The organism is Pseudomonas sp. USTB-Z, from assembly GCF_019691255.1.
Lineage (GTDB): Bacteria > Pseudomonadota > Gammaproteobacteria > Pseudomonadales > Pseudomonadaceae > Aquipseudomonas > Aquipseudomonas alloputida.
Genome location: NZ_JAECZP010000018.1, coordinates 1 through 18,557 on the forward strand (window position 1 = coordinate 1; position 18,557 = coordinate 18,557).

Here is an 18,557-nt window from a genome sequence, read left to right on the forward strand (position 1 = left end):
GAGTTTTTCGTTCCGATGTCGCTGGAAGTGGGGCGCATTATAAGGGGATTCGAGAGGGCGTCAACCTTTAATTTCAAGAAAGTGAAATATAAGGGGAAAAGACCGTATCGGAGCTGCCAAGTGTTTGCCACGACAGTTTCAGCGCCTGTGAGACCGAGCGCCGCCCGCGCGGCGCTCGGTCTCATAGGCGGTGAATGTCTCAAGCCGGACGCGCGCGGCGCCCGATCTCGCAGGCGCCAGAGAAACAAAGGCGGGCACCCTCCCACAGCCATTGCTATCTCAAGACAGGCCCTTGGCAGCCCCCATCCCTCTCTCAAACCGCCCTACCCTGCTTCCTGGCAACCCTGGGAAGAGCCCGCGCAACAGCAGGTATCCGCAATACCATCAACACAGCCCCAATAAACGCATAGATCGCCCATTCCCGAAGGTCGGAACGCACGATCCACAGGAAATGCAGCAAGCCCAACCCAAGCACCGCGTACACCAACCTGTGCAGCTTCCTCCACCGCGCGCCCAGCCGCCGTTGGCTGTACCGGTTCGAGGTGACCGCCAGCGCCAGCAACCCCAGGAACCCCAGCGCCCCCACAATAATGTAGGGGCGCTTGCGCAACTCCACCGCCAACTGCCCCCAATCCAGCCCTAGAATAAAAAACAGGTAGGCCAGAATATGCAGCACTATATAGGCGAACACCCATAACCCCAGCTGCCGGCGAACCACGATCCAGCCAGACCAGCCCGTCAGCTTCTGCAGTGGCGTCATGCTCAAGGTCACCAACAGGAAGGTAAGCGCCCCAAGCCCAAGACGATCCATCATGATCTTCCCGGGATCAGGCCCCAGCAGGTTCATCGCCGCTTCATATAGCCACCACACCGGGAACAGGCAGCCTACGACAAAGATGGCCAAGCGAAACCAGGGGTAACGCATCAGTAGTTCTTCCGCAGATCGAGCCCGGTATACAGCGACGCCACTTCATCGGCATAGCCATTGAACATCTGTGTCTCCCGCACGTTGGGGCTGAACAACCCGCTGGGCAAACGACGTTCGCGCGCCTGGCTCCAGCGCGGGTGGTCGACTGTCGGGTTCACATTGGCATAGAAACCATATTCATCCGGCGCCAGCCCTTCCCAGGTAGTGCCGGGCTGCTCCGCGACCAGGCTGATGCGCACAATCGACTTGATGCTCTTGAAGCCATACTTCCAAGGCACCACCAAACGCAACGGCGCACCGTTTTGGTTGGGCAGTTCCCGGCCGTACATACCCACTGCGAGAATTGCCAGCGGGTGCATCGCCTCATCCAGGCGCAACCCTTCTCTATAAGGCCAGTCGATCAAGGCGAAGCCAGAACGTTGCCCCGGCATATGCTGCGGATCCTTCAGCGTTTCGAAACGCACATAACGCGCACTGGAAGTCGGCTCGACCTGCTTGAGCACCTGAGCCAAAGGGAACCCCAGCCACGGAATGACCATCGACCACGCCTCTACGCAGCGCAGCCGATAGATCCGCTCCTCAAGCTGATAGGGTTTGACGAAGTCCTCCAGTGCATAGCGTCCGGGCTTGCCCACTTCACCATCCACCACAATGGACCACGGTTCGGTCTTCAGGCTGTCGCCATTGGCCGCCGGGTCGCCCTTGTCGGGCCCGAACTCGTAGAAGTTGTTGTAGTGAGTGGCATCCTTGAACGGCGTAATCGCCTCGTCCTTCACCGTCACCGCTTGCCAGCGCGTGGCCGCGAGCTTGTCAGTGAACCAGGCCGGCGCGGCTCCAGCCTGCACATCGGCATAACGCGACCCTTGCGCCGCGCCCACCCCGCCCGGCAATGCGCCTAGCGCCAAGCCAGCCAATGAGCCACCCAGCAGGGTACGACGGGAAAGGTAAATGCCTTCGGGGGTGATCTCCGACGCCTTGCACTCGGAAGACCTGGGAAGCTTGATAAGCATGAACGGCTCCATAGCACTGAGTAACGGATGTACCAGTAAGACTATGGAGCCGTGAGGTTATTCCAGCGTTAAGTGATTCTCACGCTTTGCGACGGCGTGCCTTCAGCAGGAACTGGATCGGCCCCGATGCTGCATAGGCGAGGAAGATCAACAGCAGGATACGCGGCGGGTCGCTGAACACGACGGCAAACACCAACACCACCGCCAGGATTGCCACGAACGGGACGCGCCCCTTGAGGTCCAGTTCCTTGAAACTGTTGTACTTGATGTTGCTGACCATCAGCATGCCAGCAGCAGCCACCAGCAGCGCGACCAGGAACGACAGCTTGGAGCCCTGGATGCCGTAGTCGCTGAACGCCCATACGGTGCCCGCCACCACACCTGCGGCAGCCGGGCTGGCCAGGCCGATGAAGTAGCGCTTGTCGGCGGTACCGACCTGGGTATTGAAGCGCGCCAGGCGCAACGCGGCACCGGCCACATAGATGAAGGCAACCATCCAGCCGACCTTGCCCATGTCACCCAGCGCCCAACCGAAGGCCAGCAAAGCCGGGGCCACACCAAAGGCGACCATATCCGACAGCGAGTCATACTCGGCACCGAAGGCACTCTGGGTATTGGTCATGCGCGCAACGCGGCCGTCCAGGCCATCGAGCACCATGGCCACGAAGATGGCGATAGCGGCAAAAGCGAAGTACTTGCTCGCCTCGCGCGGGTCGCCGGCACTCAGGGCGCTCTGTGCGCTCATCGAGCTGATGATGGAATAGAAACCGGCAAACAGGTTGGCGGTGGTAAACAGGTTGGGCAGCAGGTAGATGCCGCGGTGGCGCACCTTGCGGCCTTCGGCGTCATGCCCTTCTTCAACGTGCTCATCGACAGGTAGCAGGCTTTCGGCGTCGGAGGGCTTGTTCGGCTCTTCGGGACGTTCGCTCATGGAGGGTACCTTGCAACAGGATGGAAAATGTTCGACACGGGCCCGCGAAACAGGTTCTGACAGCGAGCCACTGGTCTGCTTTATACCAGAAGCTGGATGCCAGAACGAAAAAACGCGGCCGAAGCCGCGTTTTTCATCTTTCGATAAGACTTAGTTCTTGGTCTTGTCGACGATTTTGTTAGCCGAGATCCACGGCATCATCGAGCGCAGCTGCTCGCCGATGATTTCGATGCCGTGAGCGGCGTTGTTGCGGCGCTTGGCGGTCATCGATGGGTAGTTGGTAGCACCTTCGGAGATGAACATCTTCGCGTACTCGCCGTCCTGGATGCGCTTCAGGGCATTGCGCATGGCCTTGCGGGATTCTTCGTTGATGACTTCCGGGCCAGTGACGTACTCACCGTATTCGGCGTTGTTGGAGATCGAGTAGTTCATGTTGGCGATGCCGCCTTCGTACATGAGGTCTACGATCAGTTTCAGTTCGTGCAGGCACTCGAAGTAGGCCATTTCCGGCGCGTAGCCAGCTTCGACCAGGGTTTCGAAACCGGCTTTGACCAGCTCGACGGTACCGCCACACAGAACAGCCTGCTCACCGAACAGGTCGGTTTCAGTTTCGTCCTTGAAGGTGGTTTCGATGATACCGGTACGGCCACCACCCACGCCCGAAGCGTAGGACAGTGCGACGTTCTTGGCGTTGCCGGAAGCGTCCTGGTAGATAGCGATCAGGTCAGGGATGCCGCCGCCTTTGACGAACTCGGAGCGAACGGTGTGGCCCGGGGCTTTCGGCGCGATCATGATCACGTCGAGGTCGGCACGCGGAACAACCTGGTTGTAGTGGATCGAGAAACCGTGAGAGAAGGCCAGGGTAGCGCCCTTCTTGATGTTCGGCTCGATTTCGTTCTTGTACAGAGCACCCTGGAACTCGTCCGGGGTCAGGATCATGACCAGGTCAGCCGCAGCGACAGCGGTAGCAACATCGGCAACTTTCAGGCCGTGGGCTTCAGCCTTGGCAACGGTAGCCGAACCTTTACGCAGACCGACGGTAACGTCTACACCGGAGTCTTTCAGGTTGCACGCCTGAGCGTGGCCCTGGGAGCCGTAACCGATGATGGCGACTTTCTTACCCTGGATGATGGAAAGGTCGCAGTCTTTATCGTAGAAAACTTTCATGAAAATACCCCTGGTTATATCTCGGCCCCTGCGGAGCCATCGCTAATTTTTTGGATTTAGATGCTGAGCACTTTGTCGCCACGGGCAATGCCGGTAACGCCGCTGCGCACGGTTTCCAGAATCGATGCAGTGCCGATCGCCTGGATGAAGCTGTCCAGTTTGTCGCTGGTACCGCTCAGCTGCACGGTGTACACGCTGGCGGTCACGTCGACGATCTGGCCACGGAAGATATCCGTGGTGCGCTTGATCTCGGCACGCTGGGCACCGGTGGCCTTGACCTTGACCAGCATCAGTTCACGCTCGATGTGAGCGCTTTCCGACAGGTCGACAAGCTTGACCACTTCGACCAGCTTGTTCAGGTTCTTGGTGATCTGTTCGATCACTTCGTCATGGCCAACGGTGGTCAGCGTCAGACGCGACAGGGTCGGGTCTTCGGTTGGCGCTACAGTCAGGCTTTCAATGTTGTAGTTGCGCTGGGAGAACAGGCCGACCACGCGGGACAACGCACCTGGTTCGTTTTCCAGCAGCAGGGAAATGATGTGCCGCATATCAGGTACGCTCCGTCTTGCTCAGCCACATGTCACGCATCGAGCCATCCTTGATCTGCATCGGATAGACGTGCTCACTGCGGTCAACCGCGATGTCGATGAACACCAGACGGTCCTTCATCGCAAACGCTTCTTCCAGCTTCGGCTTGAGGTCCTTCAGGCTGGTGATGCGGATACCCACATGGCCATAGGCCTCAGCCAGCTTGATGAAGTCAGGCAGCGACTCGACGTACGAGTGCGAGTGACGACCGTTGTAGGCCATGTCCTGCCATTGACGGACCATGCCCAACACACCGTTGTTGAGGTTGACGATCTTCACCGGCAGGCCGTATTGCATGCAGGTAGACAGCTCCTGGATGTTCATCTGGATGCTGCCTTCGCCGGTCACACAGGCCACGTCCTGATCCGGGAAGTTGAGCTTGACGCCCATCGCCGCCGGGAAGCCGAAGCCCATGGTGCCCAGGCCACCGGAGTTGATCCAGCGGTTTGGCTTGTTGAAGCGGTAGTACTGCGCGGCAAACATCTGATGCTGGCCCACGTCGGAAGTGACGAAGGCATCGCCATTGGTCACTTCGCACAGTGTCTCGATGACTTTTTGCGGTTTGATGACGTTGCCATCGCCCTTGTCGTAAGGGAACAACTCGCCATTGCCACGCCATTCGTCAATCTGCTTCCACCAGGCATCCAGCGAAGCCTTGTCAGGCTGCTCGCCAATTTCCTTGAGGATGCCGAGCATTTCGCTGAGCACGCTGTCGACCGGACCGACGATTGGCACGTCGGCCTTGATCATCTTCGAGATAGACGCCGGGTCGATGTCGATGTGGATGATCTTGGCGTTCGGGCAGAACTTGGCCGGACCGTTTACAACGCGGTCGTCGAAACGCGCACCGACGGCAAAAATGACGTCGGCATTGTGCATGGCCATGTTGGCGGTGTAGCTGCCATGCATGCCAAGCATGCCGAGGAACTGGCGGTCGGTACCCGGGAAGCCACCCAACCCCATCAGGGTATTGGTGACCGGCAGGTTCAGCGACTTGGCAATTTCAGTCAGGGCTTCGGAGCCACCGCCGAGGATCACACCGCCACCGGAGTAGACGACCGGGCGCTTGGCCGCCAGAAGCATCTCGGCAGCCTTGCGGATCTGGCCGGAGTGACCGCGGACCGCCGGGCTGTAGGAGCGCAGCTTGACCTTTTTCGGGTAGACGTATTCGAACTTCTCAGCCGGGTTGGTCATATCTTTTGGAATGTCGACCACGACTGGACCTGGACGACCGGATTGCGCCAGGTAGAAAGCTTTTTTCAGAACTTCAGGGATCTCGGTCGGATTCTTGATCATGAAGCTGTGCTTCACGATCGGCCGCGAGATACCGATCATGTCAGTTTCCTGGAAGGCATCGGTGCCCACCATGGTGCTAGGCACCTGGCCGGACAGGATGACCATCGGAATCGAGTCCATGTAGGCGGTGGCAATACCGGTAATGGCATTGGTCGCGCCAGGACCGGAGGTTACCAGCACCACACCGGCCTTGCCGGTGGCGCGAGCGTAGCCGTCCGCCATATGGGTGGCCGCCTGCTCGTGACGAACCAGGATGTGTTCCACTTCCGGTTCTTTGAACAAAGCGTCGTAAACATGCAGGAGAGCACCACCAGGGTACCCGTAGATGTGCTTAACGCCTTCGTCACGCAAAAAGCGGACGACCATCTCAGCGCCAGATAAAAGCTCCACGTTGTTCACCTCTAAAACGCCAGAATACCGCCCTCACTGGACGGGTCTTAATAGGTTTACTGCCAAGCAGAGCATGAGCGAACGTCAGCACTGACTGAGCAAGTATTGGGAAATCCCCAGAGTGTTGCGGGGGTTTCCCACCCAGCGCGAGGTAACGCGTTGCGGGGTGTAACAGGTCGGCGCGGGTGTGCACCTCATGATCTGCTTAGCGGGTCTGCTTCTGGCAGTCCCTCTACAGCGGAAGTTGGATTCTTGTGATTCGGCGCCAACAAGTCAAGAAAAATTATTGCCAATTTTTCCCCAAGATGAATTCCTGCCACCACTAAAAATCGCTTCAGCAGCAGAATTAAGAAGATTTCCAAAAAAAAGGGCCACAATCTGCGGCCCTTGACGGAAAAACTGAAGAAATCAGGCGGAAGGAGCGATCAATTGGTCAAAAGCTGCCAACAGGCGGCGTAGCTCACGACTTTGCTCCGGCCGGTCGGTAAACACGGTTTCGGCCATGACAAGGATGCTCGATGCGTTGGGCAGCGGGTGGCCCAGCTCGATGATGATCTTCATGCGTGGCAGGAAGATCCATTGCAGCCACTGCTCAAAACTGAGGGTATCCACGGCGAACGGCACCGTACTGGCCAGTGCCTCGTCGCTTGGCGGCTCGTCATCCCACCAGCCTTGCACCTGCAGCTCACGCTCGATCAAGAGCAGGTGGTCGGCAATATCCAGCACGCGTTGCTCGATCATCACGAATTGACCCGCGCCTTTTGCCGGGCCAGCGCAGCGCCGGCGCTGTCACCCTGCTTTTCACGGGCCTGGGCGATCGTGTTCCAAAGCTCTGCCTGCAGGCTTGGGCGGCCGTTGGCGTAGGTCAGGGCGCGGCGCGCCAACTGCTCGGCCTGCGCCGCATCACCTTGCGAGAGGCGCACCTGGGCCAGGCGATACAGCACCTGCGGCTCACGCGGAGCAATGCGCTGGGCACGCTCCAGGCTCGAGGCGGCACCGTTGAAGTCGCCACTGCCCTGCTGCGTCTTCGCAGTGGTCAGCAGTGCCAGCACAGGACCGTCCAGCTGCTCGTCGGCCGACAGGCCACCGGTGGCGGTGCTGCGCGGAATACCGGTTGGCGCACTGGCACTTTGCGGGGTGCTGTTCATCGCGGCAATGTCGAAGGGTTCATCGGCAATCGGGTTTGGATTGGTGGTCATCGGCGCCGAACTGACAGGTCCTGTACTGATCGGCCCCGGGGTGATCGGCGAGGTACTGATCGGCGCAGCGCCATTGCCCGCCGGGAATGTCTGGATGCCCGATGCGCCTGCGCCCTGCGGGATCATCACGGTGACACCGGAATCCTCCGGCAGCGTCTGCGCCTGGGCGGTGCCGGTGTTATAGCCACCCGCCGAGCGGTTGGCCGTCACGCGTTCGCTGTTGGACACGCGGGTGCTCGAGTCGACCACCGGAATATTGCCACGCGGGACGCTGGAGCACCCCTGGAGCACAGCCAACGCCGTCACGGCAGGAAACAGCCACTTGTTCACGTCACACCTCATCAATGCAGCCTGTGCTTAATTCATCCAGCCCTTGACCCAGTCCATGACCGATTCGACTGGGTCCTGCTCGCCGCCACAGGTTGCGCCGGCCGGCGGCTCACTCCCGCGAATATACGGCATCTGCACCGCTCCCGGACAGCTGGCATCAGACCCATGGCCACTGTAGGGGTCGATCCAGGCCTGCACCACGTTGTCAGGTTGCGGCATATCCAGCGGCAGCGGGTCGGCCTTCTTCATGAAGCTGGTCCACACCTGCAAGGCGCCGGTGGCGCCGGTAAACGGTGTCTTGCCGTTATCGTCACGGCCCATCCACACCACGGCCAGCAGATCCTGACTGAAGCCGGAGAACCAGCTGTCACGCGAGTCGTTACTGGTACCGGTCTTGCCCGCCAGGGTCAGCGAGCGTGGCAAGGTGTTGTACACCGAACGCCCTGTACCTTCGCGCATTACACGCTGCATGGCGTTCTGCACCAGGTAAATGGCACCCGGGTCGAAGGTTTGCTGGATCTGGAACGGGTAGCGCTTGAGCGGCTCGCCCTCGGCGGTGAGCACGCTGCGGATACCGCGCATCGGCGTGTTGAAGCCGCCGTTGGCGATGGTCTGGTACATGGTTGCGACCTGCATCGGCGACATGCCACCCGCCCCCAGCAACATGGCCGGGAACGCTGGCCAGTCGACATTCACGCCCAAGCGACCAATGGTCTTGATCACGTTCGGCACACCCACTTCCAGGCCGAGCTTGGCGGTCGACAGGTTGTAAGAGTTGGCCAGCCCCTGGTACAGGTAGATCGTGCCATGCGGGCGGCGGTCATAGTTTTGCGGGCGCCAGACCTGGCCGTCAGCCCCTTTGACCGAAAATGGCTCGTCCTGCACCCAACTGGTCAGGGTGTACTTGCTCGGCTGCTCCAGCGCAGTCAGGTATACCGACGGTTTGACCAGGGAGCCGATCGGCCGTACAGCATCGATGGCCCGGTTGAAGCCGGCAAAACCTGCCTGACGGCTACCGATCAGCGCCTGTACTTCACCGGTCTCAGGGTTGGTTACGACCATCGCCGCTTCCACATCGTCTGCCCCCTTGCGGCCCGCCAGGCGCTTGAAGGTCTCGCTCATCGAGGTTTCGGCCTTCATCTGCAGGATAGGGTCGAAGCTGGTAAAGATGCGCAGGCCTTCTTCGGTCAAGTCTTCGTCGCGGTAATCCTGGCGCAACTGTCGCTTGACCAGGTCGAGGAAGGCAGGGAACGAGCTGTCGGCCAGGCTGCCACGCTTGGTCACGCCCAGCGGCATTTTCTTCGCCGCATCGACTTCTGCCTGGCTGGCCACGCCCTGCTCGGCCACCAGGTCGAGCACCAGGTTGCGGCGAGCCAAGGCACGCTCGGGGTGACGCCGCGGGTTGTAGTAGGACGGGCCTTTGACCATGCCCACCAGCAGGGCGATCTGATGCAGTTTCAGCTCGGACAGCGGCTGGCTGAAGAAGAACTGACTCGCCAGACCAAAGCCGTGCACCGCGCGTTGACCGTCCTGGCCGACGAACACCTCGTTGAGGTAAGCCTCAAGGATTTCGCGCTTGTCGTAGTGCAGTTCGAGCAGGACCGCCATCATCGCCTCGGTCAGCTTGCGGCTGAGGCTGCGCTCGCTGCTGAGGTAGAAGTTCTTCACCAACTGCTGGGTCAGGGTACTGCCACCCTGGCGCATCGAGCCGGACGACGTGTTGACCCACATGGCCCGGACGATGGACTTTGGCGACACGCCGAAGTGACTGTAGAACTCGCGGTCTTCCGTGGCCACCAAGGTTTCGAGCAGATATTTGGGTACCTGATCGATCTTGATCAGGATGCGGTCTTCGAGATTTTTCGGATAGATGCCGCCGATCATCAGCGGCTCCAGCCGCACCACGTCAAGCGCCTTGCCGTTGGCACCGGAAAGGCCCGCAACGTAATCGCCAGAGAAGCGTACACGGACGAACTGCGCCGGCTCCATGCCCTCGTAGAACTGGAAGCCACGGGTATTGAGGTCGACGGTATTGCCGCTGACGGACGCAGCGCCCGGCCCGTTGGCCGCGCTTTCGCGACGGTAGCCGAGCGCATCGAGCTCGGTGAGGAAGTCGTTCTTGCTCAACTTCTGGCCGGTGAACAGCTCCAGCGGTCGGGCATACACTTTGGCCGGGATGGTCCAGCGCTTGCCGGAGAACTTTTCCTGGACGACGGCATCGAGGTAAACCGCGAAGCCAGCGACGATCACCAGGCCAACCAGGCTGAGCTTCAAAGCCCAGCCCAGCCAGGCGCGGGAGCGGCCGGTCGGGCGTTTCTGAGGGGGGCGGGAATTTCGGGTTCGGGTCATGGCGGCGGATTATACGCACTTTATAAAGGCTGGGCAGACGGCCCGGCGGTAGGCAGGGACGGCACCATTGACCATAATGGCGCATTCGAATTCCCTTGCCCCGGAAGGATTTGCCGTGAGCCAAGCTCTTATTACTGCGTTGCAGAACCCTGCCCTGTACCCTCACCCCGTGGAGGGGTTTCAGCTCATCGAGACGCATATCTCCTGGGTCCTGCTCACTGGCGAATACGCCTACAAGATCAAGAAACCGATGAATTTCGGCTTCCTGGACTTCACCGGACTGGACCAGCGCCAGCATTTCTGTAACGAAGAATTGCGCCTGAACCAACGCCTGACCGAAGGCCTGTACCTGGAAGTGTTGCCCATCACCGGTAGCGTCGACGCACCGCAGATCGGTGGCGAAGGCGTAGCCATCGAGTACGCGCTGAAGATGCGCCAGTTCCCCCAAGGGCAGATGCTCAACACCCTGCAGGCCAATGGCGAACTGAACGCCACGCACATCGACCAGATGGCCCGGCAGATTGCCGATTTTCACCTTCAGGCTCCGCGTGTGCCGATGGAGCACCCGCTGGGCACGCCAGAGAGCGTGATGGCCCCGGTGGAGCAGAACTTCGAGCAAATTCGCCCATTCCTCAGCGACAAAGCCGATCTGCAGCAACTTGACGCCCTGCAGGCCTGGGCCCGCAGCAGCTTCGAGCGCCTGCAAGGGCTGCTGGAAAAGCGCAAGGCCAATGGCTTCATCCGTGAGTGCCACGGTGACATTCACCTGGGCAACGCCACCTTGATCGATGGCAAGGTGGTGATCTTCGATTGCATCGAATTCAACGAGCCTTTCCGACTGACCGACGTCTACGCCGACACCGCCTTCCTGGCCATGGACCTGGAAGACCGCGGCCTGAAATGCCTGGCCCGGCGCTTCATCAGCCAGTACCTGGAACTGACGGGGGATTACGAAGGCCTGGAACTGCTCAACTTCTACAAAGCCTACCGCGCGCTGGTGCGGGCCAAGGTCGCACTGTTCAGCATGCCGGCCGACGCTGATGGCGTGCAGCGTGCCACCACCCTGCGCACCTACCGCAACTACGCCAACCTGGCCGAAAGCTACAGCGCCATCCCGTCGCGCCTGCTGGCCATCACCCATGGTGTTTCGGCGGTGGGCAAAAGTCACGTGGCCATGCGCCTGGTCGAGGCCTTGGGTGCAGTGCGCGTGCGTTCGGACGTAGAGCGCAAGCGCCTGTTCGGCGAACAGCAGCAGGCTGATGCCGGCCAGCTGAGTACGGGCATATACGACCAGGAGGCCAGCGCAGCGACCTATCAGCGCCTGCACGAGGTGGCAGCGACCGTGCTGCGCGCCGGTTTCCCGGTGGTGCTGGACGCCACCTACCTCAAGCGTGAGCAACGCCAGGCTGCGGCAGAGGTTGCCAGCCAGACCGGCGTGCCGTTCCTCATCCTCGACTGCCACGCGCCAGAGGCGGTCATCGCCAGTTGGCTGGAGCAGCGCCAGGCTGAAAACAGCGACCCCTCGGATGCCACGCTGGAGGTGATCAAGGCCCAGCAGGCCAGCCGTGAGGCGCTGGATGCGCAGGAGCTGGTGCACAGCACCCGCGTCGATACCCAGGCTGCCGGCAGCATGGATCAAGTGATCGAGCAGATTCGCCAGCGGTTGCCTGGCCTGTAAGTTCGTCATCTTCCCGTGCCTGCCCGCGAAGGGGCAGGCACAGGCCGCTCATCACCCGATGGCAAAAAGCCGCATATTTCCCAACGCCCGCTACACTCCTCTCAGACCTGCTCGCGATTTATCCCCCATTCCCGTTCAGCCATCGCAAGGAGGCTCGATGAACGATGAATTGCAGCATCTGAAGAACCTTGGCAAGACTTCTGCGCAGTGGCTGCATGCAGCCGGCATCCACAGTGCATCGGATTTGCGCCGCCTGGGCGCGGTGGGTGCGTACCAGGCCGTGAAGACACGAGGGTTCCGTGCATCGAAGGTGCTGTTGTATGCCATTGAAGGCGCCCTGCTGGACATGCACTGGAACGATTTGCCGCTCGAACGCAAGGAAGCACTCAATCAACAATTGGACGCGAAAAACCCTACGCAAAAAAAACCAAAATAATCGGGGTAAAGGGATTGACGGCTAAATGAGAATTGTTATGATTATCACAACTGGTCGCGAGACTGGTTGGATAAGCTAAGAGCCCCTGGTTCGGACTCTCAGATTATCTCCTCATCAGGCTAATCACGGTTATTGACCCGGCAATTTGCCGGGTCTTTTTTTGCCTGTGCTTTTTCAGTATCAATGCCGCAGCTGCGCACAATAATCCTGCTCCGGCATCGCCGCCGTGTACCACACATAATCAGCCTCGCCAGGCTCGATTCGCTCGCCCACCTCAGCCAGCAGCAATACCTTGCTCTCCCCCGTCGCCCCGAGGTCAGCCAGATGCAAGGGTATGCCCAGGTCCTTGCGCACATGGTAAGCCCCGGCAAACAGCAGTGCCGGTTGCGGTGCCGCCTGCAAGCGCTCGGCCATGCGCCGGTCGCGCTGCTGCTGAACGGCCAGCATCGCCGGTAACTGGTTTTCCGGCAGCATCCCGCAATGCCCGGCGCGCACCTGTTCCAGCAAAGCAGCCTTTACCGCGGGTGCATTGGACTTTTCGCCCTGCACCGGCGCCGGCTGTCGATAGGCCTGACGCATCTCGGCGGGCGAAAGGTTGGCGGCCAGCAACGTCACCCCATGCTGCAAGGCTTCGGTGACAATCGGCCCGTACAACTGCCAATCCCAGCCCTCCTGCCAGGCCAGTGCCTTGGGCAAGTCTTCCGGCAAAGGCTGCCCCACCAGCTTGTCCACCCGCGATTGCTGGCTGGGCTGCAGCATCTCCAGCAACAGGCTGCCCTGAGTGCGCTGGCCTTGAAGAGCGCGCAGCAGCCACAGTTGCAGCGCGTGATGGTCAGGGTTGTCATGCTTCTCGCCGACAAGCACTCGGGGTGCATCAGCCAGGCGCTGCACCAGCGTTTCAGGGCTTATGACCTGCTCATTGGACAGGTCGACAATCTTTCCCAGCTCGGCGTGCGTGCGACCTTCACTGCTCTGCCAGGCGGGCAACGGCGGCAGGCTGGCCTGACAGCCGCCTATCGCCAGTACCAGGCACAGCGAGAAACCGGACAGCATCGGGTGTCGCATCGGCAGTTACTCCATGTCATCCACACTTTAAATGGCCTGCACCGGGGGCGGGCCGGTCGCAAGACAAGGCCACTTTCACAAAGGCCCTGCACGCGTTGAGAACATCAACGGGTGATGATCAGCGGGTGCCCGCGCTCGGGGTGCGCCTGCACCAACACGTCAATACCGTACACCGCCTTCAGTGCCGCTGGGGTCAGTGCCTCTTCGGGCGTGGCAAACGCGTGGCAGCGCCCCTGTTCCAGCAACAGGATACGGTCACAGTAACGTGCTGCCAGGTTCAGGTCATGCAGGATCACCAACACTGCAGCACCGCAGTCGGCGAAGCGGCGTACGGCTTCCAGGGTGGTGTGCTGATGCAGCGGGTCGAGCATCGAGGTCGGCTCGTCGAGCAACAACGTGCTGCCCTCCTCCCCCGGCCATAGTTGCGCCAGCACGCGGGCCAGGTGTACCCGTTGGCGCTCGCCACCGGAAAGCGCCAGGTAGCTGCGCTCTACCAGGTGCCAGGCATCTGCCGCCCGCAACGCCGCTTCGACAATTTCCGCGTCGCGCCGCTGACCGGTGCCATGAGGCATGCGCCCCATGCCTACCACTTCCTCCACCCGAAACGAGAAACCCAGGCTGGACACCTGCGGCAACACTGCCAGGCGCCTTGCCCGTTCCTGTCCGGCCCAATCGGCCAGCGGGCGGCCCTGCAGCGTTACCCGCCCGCGGTCGGGCGCCAGTTCACCGCACAGCACACTCAGCAAGCTGCTCTTGCCGGCACCGTTGGGACCGAGCACACCCACGACCTGCCCCGGAGGCAACTGCAGGTGAATGTCGTGCAGCACCTCATTGCTGCCCCTGCGCAGGTACAGGCCCTCTACATGCAACATCAGCCGCGCCCTCGCATCAGCAGGAACAGGAAGAACGGCGCACCAATGAAGGCCGTTACGATACCAATCGGCAGCTCGGCAGGCGCCAGTAGCAGCCGCGCCGCCAGGTCGGCGAACAACATCAGTACACCGCCGGCCAGCAGCGAGGCAGGCAGCACCACACGGTGATCAGGCCCGGCCAGCAGACGTACCAGGTGCGGCACCACCAGGCCGATGAAGCCGATCAACCCGGCTGCCGCCACTGCCGCCCCCACGCCCAGCGCCGTGCAGAACACCAGCTCACGCTTGAGCCGCTCCACGTCAACGCCCAGGTGACGCGCCTCCGACTCACCCAGCAACAGGGCATTCAGCGCCTTGGCCCGGCGCGGCAGCCACACCGCCACCCCTGTCGCCACCAGCAACAATGGCCACAGCCGCTCATAGCTGGCGCCATTGAGGCTGCCAAGGTTCCAGAACGTCAGCGTGCGCAAGGTGGCGTCATCGGCCAGGTAAGAGAACAGCCCCACGGCCGCGCCCCCCAGCGCGGTCATGGCCACGCCAGCCAATAGCATCGTGGCGACGTTGGTCTGGCCATCGCGGCGCCCCAGGCGGTAGACCAGCGCAGTTACCCCAAGCCCGCCGACAAACGCGCAGAACGACAGCAGATAAGGCGCGAAAGCATCCGGCATGCCGCCAAACCAGGCGCCGCCAACAATGGCAACCGCTGCCCCCATCGCAGCGCCGGCGGCAACCCCTACCAGCCCGGGGTCGGCCAGCGGGTTGCGGAACAGCCCCTGCATGCCCACCCCGGACAGCGCCAGCACCGCGCCCACCGCCAACCCCAACAGGGTGCGCGGCAGGCGGATCTGACCAAGGATCATCTCGGCCTGCTGCAGGCCATCTTCGGAAACGGGCAGTCCCAACAGGCGCAGGCCAGCGCGCAGCGTATCGAACATCGGCAGGCTGACTGGCCCCAGCGCCAGTGACAGCCAGATTGCCAACAGGCACAGCAGGCTCAGGCTAATGAACAACGTACGTGGAGAGACCCGCTGTTTCATTGTGCGAAGCTGGCCTGAGCAGCCGGGTAGAAGGTGGCTGCCAGCGACTGCAAGGTCGCCGGTAGCCGAGGCCCGAGCCCGCCGACCAGCAGCGTCGGGTCCAGTGAGACCAGGCGTTTCTCACGCACGGCCCGCGAAGCAGCCAGCGCGGGGTTTTCTTTCAACAGCGCCTGCAAGGCCTGCTCATCGGCCAGCGCCCGGTCGGAAAACACGATCACATCCGGGTCAAGCGCCGCCAAGGCTTCGTTGGAGAAGTTCTTGTAGCCTGGGTGCGCGGCCAGGTTACGCCCACCCGCCTGGTCCAGCAGCCAGTCACCGGCAGTGCCTTGCCCGGCGATCAGCGGCTTGGCCCCGGCATGGCCGACCAGCAGCAACACCCCAGGAGCCTGCTGCCCGGCCTGGGCCAGCTTGACGTTGGCATGCAACGCATCGAGCCGCTGGCGGTAGTCCGCAGCAAGCGCGGACGCTTGCTGCTCTGCACCGAGCAACTGCCCCAGGTGCCTGAGGTTTTCATCTACAGCCGGCAGCTCGGCCTTGCTGGAGAACAACTCGACCCGCACGCCGGCCTTGCGGATTTGCGCCAGTACCGGTGGCGGCCCCATTTCCTCGGTGCCCACCAGCACATCCGGGCGCAGGCTGAGAATGCCCTCGGCCGACAGTTGTCGCTGATAACCCACACTGGGCAAGGCTTTCAACGAGGCCGGGTGCTGACTGGTAGTGTCCACACCGACCAGGCGCGCTTCACCTCCCAATGCGGTTATCCACTCGCTCAAGGCGCCACCCGCGCTGACCCAGCGTTGCGGCAGCTCGGCTGCCAAGGCTTGGGTAGAGAGCACAAGGCTTGCACACAGAGCGAGAAAAGCAGCTGGACGGCGCATCATCGGGTTCCTTCTGAAGGCGGGCTACACGCCTTGTGGCGAGCGGCGGAACTGCGCACCATAGGCAGCCGGGCGCAGCGAATGCGATCAATTTGATAATTATTCGCATTGGAGCGTCAAGCCATCACGCGTTTCACGGGTCATCCTTGCCATGCACTTCCTTTGTACATCCCTCGGCCTGGCCGAGGGCCAAAGCCGCGCCTTCAGCGTAGACGGCCTCGAACTGTTCGGCGTGCGTCGCCAAGGCCAGGTGTACCTGTACCGCAACCGCTGCCCGCACCGGGATATCCCGCTGAACTGGGCAGAGGACGCGTTTCTGGATGACAGCGCCAGCCTCATCCACTGCGCCCATCACGGTGCGCTGTTCCTGATAGAAAACGGCGAATGCGTGGCAGGCCCCTGTGAGGGTGAGCAGCTGCAGCCCCTGGGCTGCCACGAAGACAGCCAGGGCATCTGGTTCAAGGGGTCAGCAGCACCGGCAAGCGGCGATTGATGACGATACCCTCGGCGTCCAGCCGAGTGCCGTAGGCCAGCACCTCCACCCCGTCCGCTACGGCAGCGCGCAGCGCCTGGGCGTAGGCTGTATCAATTTCTTCAGCCGGGCGCACAGCGTCGATACCGGTCAGGTTCACGCAATACAGCTGCACGGCCCGCACGCCCTGCCGGGCCAGCTTTGCCAGCTCACGCAAGTGTTTCGCACCACGTTGAGTCACCGCATCAGGGAAGGCCGCAACTGCAGTGTCGGGGTAGCCCAGCGTCACACTCTTAACCTCGACATAGGCCGGGGCACCCTCGAACTCCAGGCGAAAGTCGATACGGCTGCCTTCCTCGCCATAGGCCACTTCGCGCTTGAGTGCAGTGAAACCGGCCAGTTCAGTGATTGTGCCGGCGCGCAGGGCCTCTTCGACCACCGCATTGGCCCGGCCGGTATTCACGCAGGCCAACCGCCCCTGGGGGGTTTCGCTGATTTCCCAGGTCCCTGGCAGCTTGCGCTTGGGGTCGTTGGAGCGGCTGAACCACACCTGCCCACCTTCACGCATGCAGTTGAGCATGGAGCCGGTATTCGGGCAGTGGATAGTCATCTGCTCGCCGCTGGCCAGTTCGATATCAGCCAGAAAGCGCTTGTAGCGACGCAACAGGCGGCCCTGCTCGAGTGAAGGAGAGAAACGCATCAGCCTTGCCAGCTCTGCAGGCCACGGGCAATACGCTGCACCGCTTCTTCCAGGCGCGGCAGGCTCTGGGTATAAGCGAAGCGCACATGGTGCCCGGCCAGGTGGCGACCGAAGTCCAGGCCCGGCGTGAACGCCACGTGCTCGGTTTCCAGGAAGTGTCGGCAGAATGCGAACGCGTCCCCGCCAAAAGCGCTGATATCGGCATACAGGTAGAACGCGCCTTGCGGCTCGACGGCGATGCGGAAGCCCAGTTCACGCAGGGCGGGCAGCAGGTAGTCGCGACGGCGGGCGAATTCGGCGCGGCGCTCTTCGAAAATGGCCAGCGCCTCGGGCTGGAAACAGGCCAGCGCGGCATGCTGGGCCATGCTCGGCGCACTGATGTACAGGTTCTGCGCCAGTTTCTCCAGGTCGGCTACCGCACCGGGCGGGGCCACCAACCAGCCAAGGCGCCAACCGGTCATGCCGAAATACTTGGAAAAACTATTCAGGACGAATGCCGAGTCGTCGACTTCCAGCACGCTCGGCGCGTCCATGCCATAGGTGAGGCCGTGGTAGATCTCGTCCACCACCAAGTGGCCATGCCGCTCATGGGTGGTTTTGGCCAGGCAGGCCAACGCCTCGCGCCCCAGCACGGTACCGGTCGGGTTGGCCGGCGAAGCGACCAGTGCACCGACGGTGTCCTTGTCCCAGTAGCGCTCAACCAGGTCGGCAGTCAGCTGATAGTTCACATCCGGGCCCACCGGTACCAATTGGGCCCCGCCCTCGACCAGACGCAGGAAGTGGCGATTGCACGGGTAACCCGGATCGGCCAGCAGCCAGTGCTTGCCCGGGTCCACCAGCAGGCTGCTGGCCAGCAGCAGCGCGCCGGAGCCACCTGGGGTAATAAGGATGCGTTCCGGGTCGATGTTCAGGCCATAGCGCTGCCCATAAAAACCGGCAATTGCCTCACGCAGTGCCGGCAGACCGCGTGCGGCGGTGTAGCGCGTGTGCCCGGCGGCCAGCGCGGCCTGGCCGGCCGCGACGATGGGTGCGGCCGTGGTGAAGTCCGGCTCACCGATTTCCAGGTGGATCACGTCGTGCCCGGCCGCCTGCAGCTCGTTGGCCCGGGCCAGCAGCGCCATGACGTGGAAAGGTTCGATGGCGCGGCTGCGCGCACTGTAGGGTTGGGCCATGACCTTCTCTCAATTGGGTCTAAACTGGAGATTCTACCTCTGCACACCACCGAACGTAC

At 61.8% G+C, this 18,557-nt stretch carries 18 protein-coding genes; 3 read left to right on the top strand and 15 right to left on the bottom strand.

Annotated elements, in window-relative coordinates:
• Positions 1-313 precede the first annotated feature (313 nt).
• From msrQ to mrcB, 9 genes are all read right to left on the bottom strand, one after another.
• Positions 314-925 (bottom strand): protein-methionine-sulfoxide reductase heme-binding subunit MsrQ, encoded by a 612-nt coding sequence (msrQ, locus tag I8746_RS19495; protein ID WP_012053726.1) that lies wholly within the window; start codon positions 923-925, stop codon positions 314-316.
• Positions 925-1,938 carry a protein-methionine-sulfoxide reductase catalytic subunit MsrP gene (gene msrP, locus I8746_RS19500; protein ID WP_017147957.1) on the bottom strand — a complete coding sequence of 338 codons (1,014 nt, stop codon included), beginning with the start codon at positions 1,936-1,938 and terminating at the stop codon, positions 925-927. Before msrP ends, msrQ begins: the two co-directional genes overlap by 1 nt.
• A 79-nt stretch (positions 1,939-2,017) precedes the next feature.
• Positions 2,018-2,869, bottom strand: a complete 852-nt coding sequence (gene pssA, locus I8746_RS19505) for a CDP-diacylglycerol--serine O-phosphatidyltransferase (RefSeq protein WP_003250045.1) — start codon at positions 2,867-2,869, stop codon at positions 2,018-2,020.
• 150 nt (positions 2,870-3,019) lie between these two features.
• Entirely contained in the window at positions 3,020-4,036 is a 1,017-nt protein-coding gene (gene ilvC, locus I8746_RS19510; RefSeq protein WP_003250043.1) for a ketol-acid reductoisomerase, read from the bottom strand.
• Between the two features lie 56 nt (positions 4,037-4,092).
• Positions 4,093-4,584, bottom strand: coding sequence for an acetolactate synthase small subunit (gene ilvN / locus I8746_RS19515; protein ID WP_003250040.1), 492 nt, complete (start codon positions 4,582-4,584; stop codon positions 4,093-4,095).
• 1 nt (position 4,585) lies between these two features.
• Positions 4,586-6,310 (bottom strand): acetolactate synthase 3 large subunit, encoded by a 1,725-nt coding sequence (locus I8746_RS19520; protein WP_003250036.1) that lies wholly within the window; start codon positions 6,308-6,310, stop codon positions 4,586-4,588.
• Between the two features lie 408 nt (positions 6,311-6,718).
• Positions 6,719-7,051, bottom strand: a complete 333-nt coding sequence (locus tag I8746_RS19525; RefSeq protein ID WP_003250034.1) for a YqcC family protein — start codon at positions 7,049-7,051, stop codon at positions 6,719-6,721.
• A complete protein-coding gene (locus I8746_RS19530; protein WP_012053728.1) occupies positions 7,051-7,851 on the bottom strand; it encodes a M48 family metallopeptidase in 801 nt (266 codons plus the stop codon). Before I8746_RS19530 ends, I8746_RS19525 begins: the two co-directional genes overlap by 1 nt.
• 15 nt (positions 7,852-7,866) lie before the next feature.
• Positions 7,867-10,188 carry a penicillin-binding protein 1B gene (gene mrcB, locus I8746_RS19535; protein WP_221100953.1) on the bottom strand — a complete coding sequence of 774 codons (2,322 nt, stop codon included), beginning with the start codon at positions 10,186-10,188 and terminating at the stop codon, positions 7,867-7,869.
• A gap of 115 nt (positions 10,189-10,303) precedes the next feature.
• On the opposite strand from mrcB, the gene I8746_RS19540 reads away from it, so the two are divergent.
• Positions 10,304-11,866, top strand: coding sequence for a bifunctional aminoglycoside phosphotransferase/ATP-binding protein (locus I8746_RS19540; protein WP_221100954.1), 1,563 nt, complete (start codon positions 10,304-10,306; stop codon positions 11,864-11,866).
• 157 nt (positions 11,867-12,023) lie between these two features.
• The gene (locus I8746_RS19545; RefSeq protein WP_010955337.1) at positions 12,024-12,302 is read left to right on the top strand and encodes a TfoX/Sxy family protein; all 279 of its coding nucleotides are present in this window, start codon (positions 12,024-12,026) and stop codon (positions 12,300-12,302) included.
• 180 nt (positions 12,303-12,482) lie between these two features.
• Here I8746_RS19545 and I8746_RS19550 read toward each other — a convergent pair whose 3' ends face one another.
• The 4 genes from I8746_RS19550 to I8746_RS19565 form a co-directional block, all read right to left on the bottom strand.
• The gene (locus tag I8746_RS19550) at positions 12,483-13,367 is read right to left on the bottom strand and encodes a ChaN family lipoprotein (protein WP_221100955.1); all 885 of its coding nucleotides are present in this window, start codon (positions 13,365-13,367) and stop codon (positions 12,483-12,485) included.
• A gap of 104 nt (positions 13,368-13,471) precedes the next feature.
• Positions 13,472-14,239 (bottom strand): heme ABC transporter ATP-binding protein, encoded by a 768-nt coding sequence (locus I8746_RS19555; protein ID WP_003250021.1) that lies wholly within the window; start codon positions 14,237-14,239, stop codon positions 13,472-13,474.
• Positions 14,239-15,222 (bottom strand): iron ABC transporter permease, encoded by a 984-nt coding sequence (locus I8746_RS19560; protein ID WP_178085903.1) that lies wholly within the window; start codon positions 15,220-15,222, stop codon positions 14,239-14,241. The genes I8746_RS19555 and I8746_RS19560 overlap by 1 nt, the downstream gene beginning before the upstream one ends.
• 50 nt (positions 15,223-15,272) lie before the next feature.
• Positions 15,273-16,157 carry a hemin ABC transporter substrate-binding protein gene (locus I8746_RS19565; RefSeq protein ID WP_192907668.1) on the bottom strand — a complete coding sequence of 295 codons (885 nt, stop codon included), beginning with the start codon at positions 16,155-16,157 and terminating at the stop codon, positions 15,273-15,275.
• A 148-nt stretch (positions 16,158-16,305) separates the two neighbouring features.
• Here I8746_RS19565 and I8746_RS19570 point away from each other — a divergent pair, with 148 nt between their 5' ends.
• Positions 16,306-16,647 carry a Rieske (2Fe-2S) protein gene (locus I8746_RS19570; protein ID WP_221100956.1) on the top strand — a complete coding sequence of 114 codons (342 nt, stop codon included), beginning with the start codon at positions 16,306-16,308 and terminating at the stop codon, positions 16,645-16,647.
• Here I8746_RS19570 and sfsA read toward each other — a convergent pair.
• Both sfsA and I8746_RS19580 read right to left on the bottom strand, forming a co-directional pair.
• Entirely contained in the window at positions 16,613-17,326 is a 714-nt protein-coding gene (sfsA, locus tag I8746_RS19575; protein WP_221100957.1) for a DNA/RNA nuclease SfsA, read from the bottom strand. The genes I8746_RS19570 and sfsA overlap by 35 nt on opposite strands.
• Entirely contained in the window at positions 17,326-18,498 is a 1,173-nt protein-coding gene (locus tag I8746_RS19580) for a pyridoxal phosphate-dependent aminotransferase (protein WP_014592393.1), read from the bottom strand. Before I8746_RS19580 ends, sfsA begins: the two co-directional genes overlap by 1 nt.
• Positions 18,499-18,557: the final 59 nt, after the last annotated feature.

Bases quoted from the DNA above. Each gene is read 5' to 3' on its own strand.
- I8746_RS19550 (WP_221100955.1), bottom strand. From the start codon at position 13,367: ATGCGACACCCGATGCTGTCCGGTTTCTCGCTGTGCCTGGTACTGGCG.
- I8746_RS19530 (WP_012053728.1), bottom strand. From the start codon at position 7,851: ATGAGGTGTGACGTGAACAAGTGGCTGTTTCCTGCCGTGACGGCGTTG.
- I8746_RS19580 (WP_014592393.1), bottom strand. From the start codon at position 18,498: ATGGCCCAACCCTACAGTGCGCGCAGCCGCGCCATCGAACCTTTCCAC.
- mrcB (WP_221100953.1), bottom strand. From the start codon at position 10,188: ATGACCCGAACCCGAAATTCCCGCCCCCCTCAGAAACGCCCGACCGGC.
- ilvC (WP_003250043.1), bottom strand. From the start codon at position 4,036: ATGAAAGTTTTCTACGATAAAGACTGCGACCTTTCCATCATCCAGGGT.
- pssA (WP_003250045.1), bottom strand. From the start codon at position 2,869: ATGAGCGAACGTCCCGAAGAGCCGAACAAGCCCTCCGACGCCGAAAGC.
- sfsA (WP_221100957.1), bottom strand. From the start codon at position 17,326: ATGCGTTTCTCTCCTTCACTCGAGCAGGGCCGCCTGTTGCGTCGCTAC.
- I8746_RS19545 (WP_010955337.1), top strand. From the start codon at position 12,024: ATGAACGATGAATTGCAGCATCTGAAGAACCTTGGCAAGACTTCTGCG.
- ilvN (WP_003250040.1), bottom strand. From the start codon at position 4,584: ATGCGGCACATCATTTCCCTGCTGCTGGAAAACGAACCAGGTGCGTTG.
- I8746_RS19565 (WP_192907668.1), bottom strand. From the start codon at position 16,157: ATGATGCGCCGTCCAGCTGCTTTTCTCGCTCTGTGTGCAAGCCTTGTG.
- msrQ (WP_012053726.1), bottom strand. From the start codon at position 925: ATGCGTTACCCCTGGTTTCGCTTGGCCATCTTTGTCGTAGGCTGCCTG.
- msrP (WP_017147957.1), bottom strand. From the start codon at position 1,938: ATGCTTATCAAGCTTCCCAGGTCTTCCGAGTGCAAGGCGTCGGAGATC.
- I8746_RS19525 (WP_003250034.1), bottom strand. From the start codon at position 7,051: ATGATCGAGCAACGCGTGCTGGATATTGCCGACCACCTGCTCTTGATC.
- I8746_RS19555 (WP_003250021.1), bottom strand. From the start codon at position 14,239: ATGTTGCATGTAGAGGGCCTGTACCTGCGCAGGGGCAGCAATGAGGTG.
- I8746_RS19570 (WP_221100956.1), top strand. From the start codon at position 16,306: ATGCACTTCCTTTGTACATCCCTCGGCCTGGCCGAGGGCCAAAGCCGC.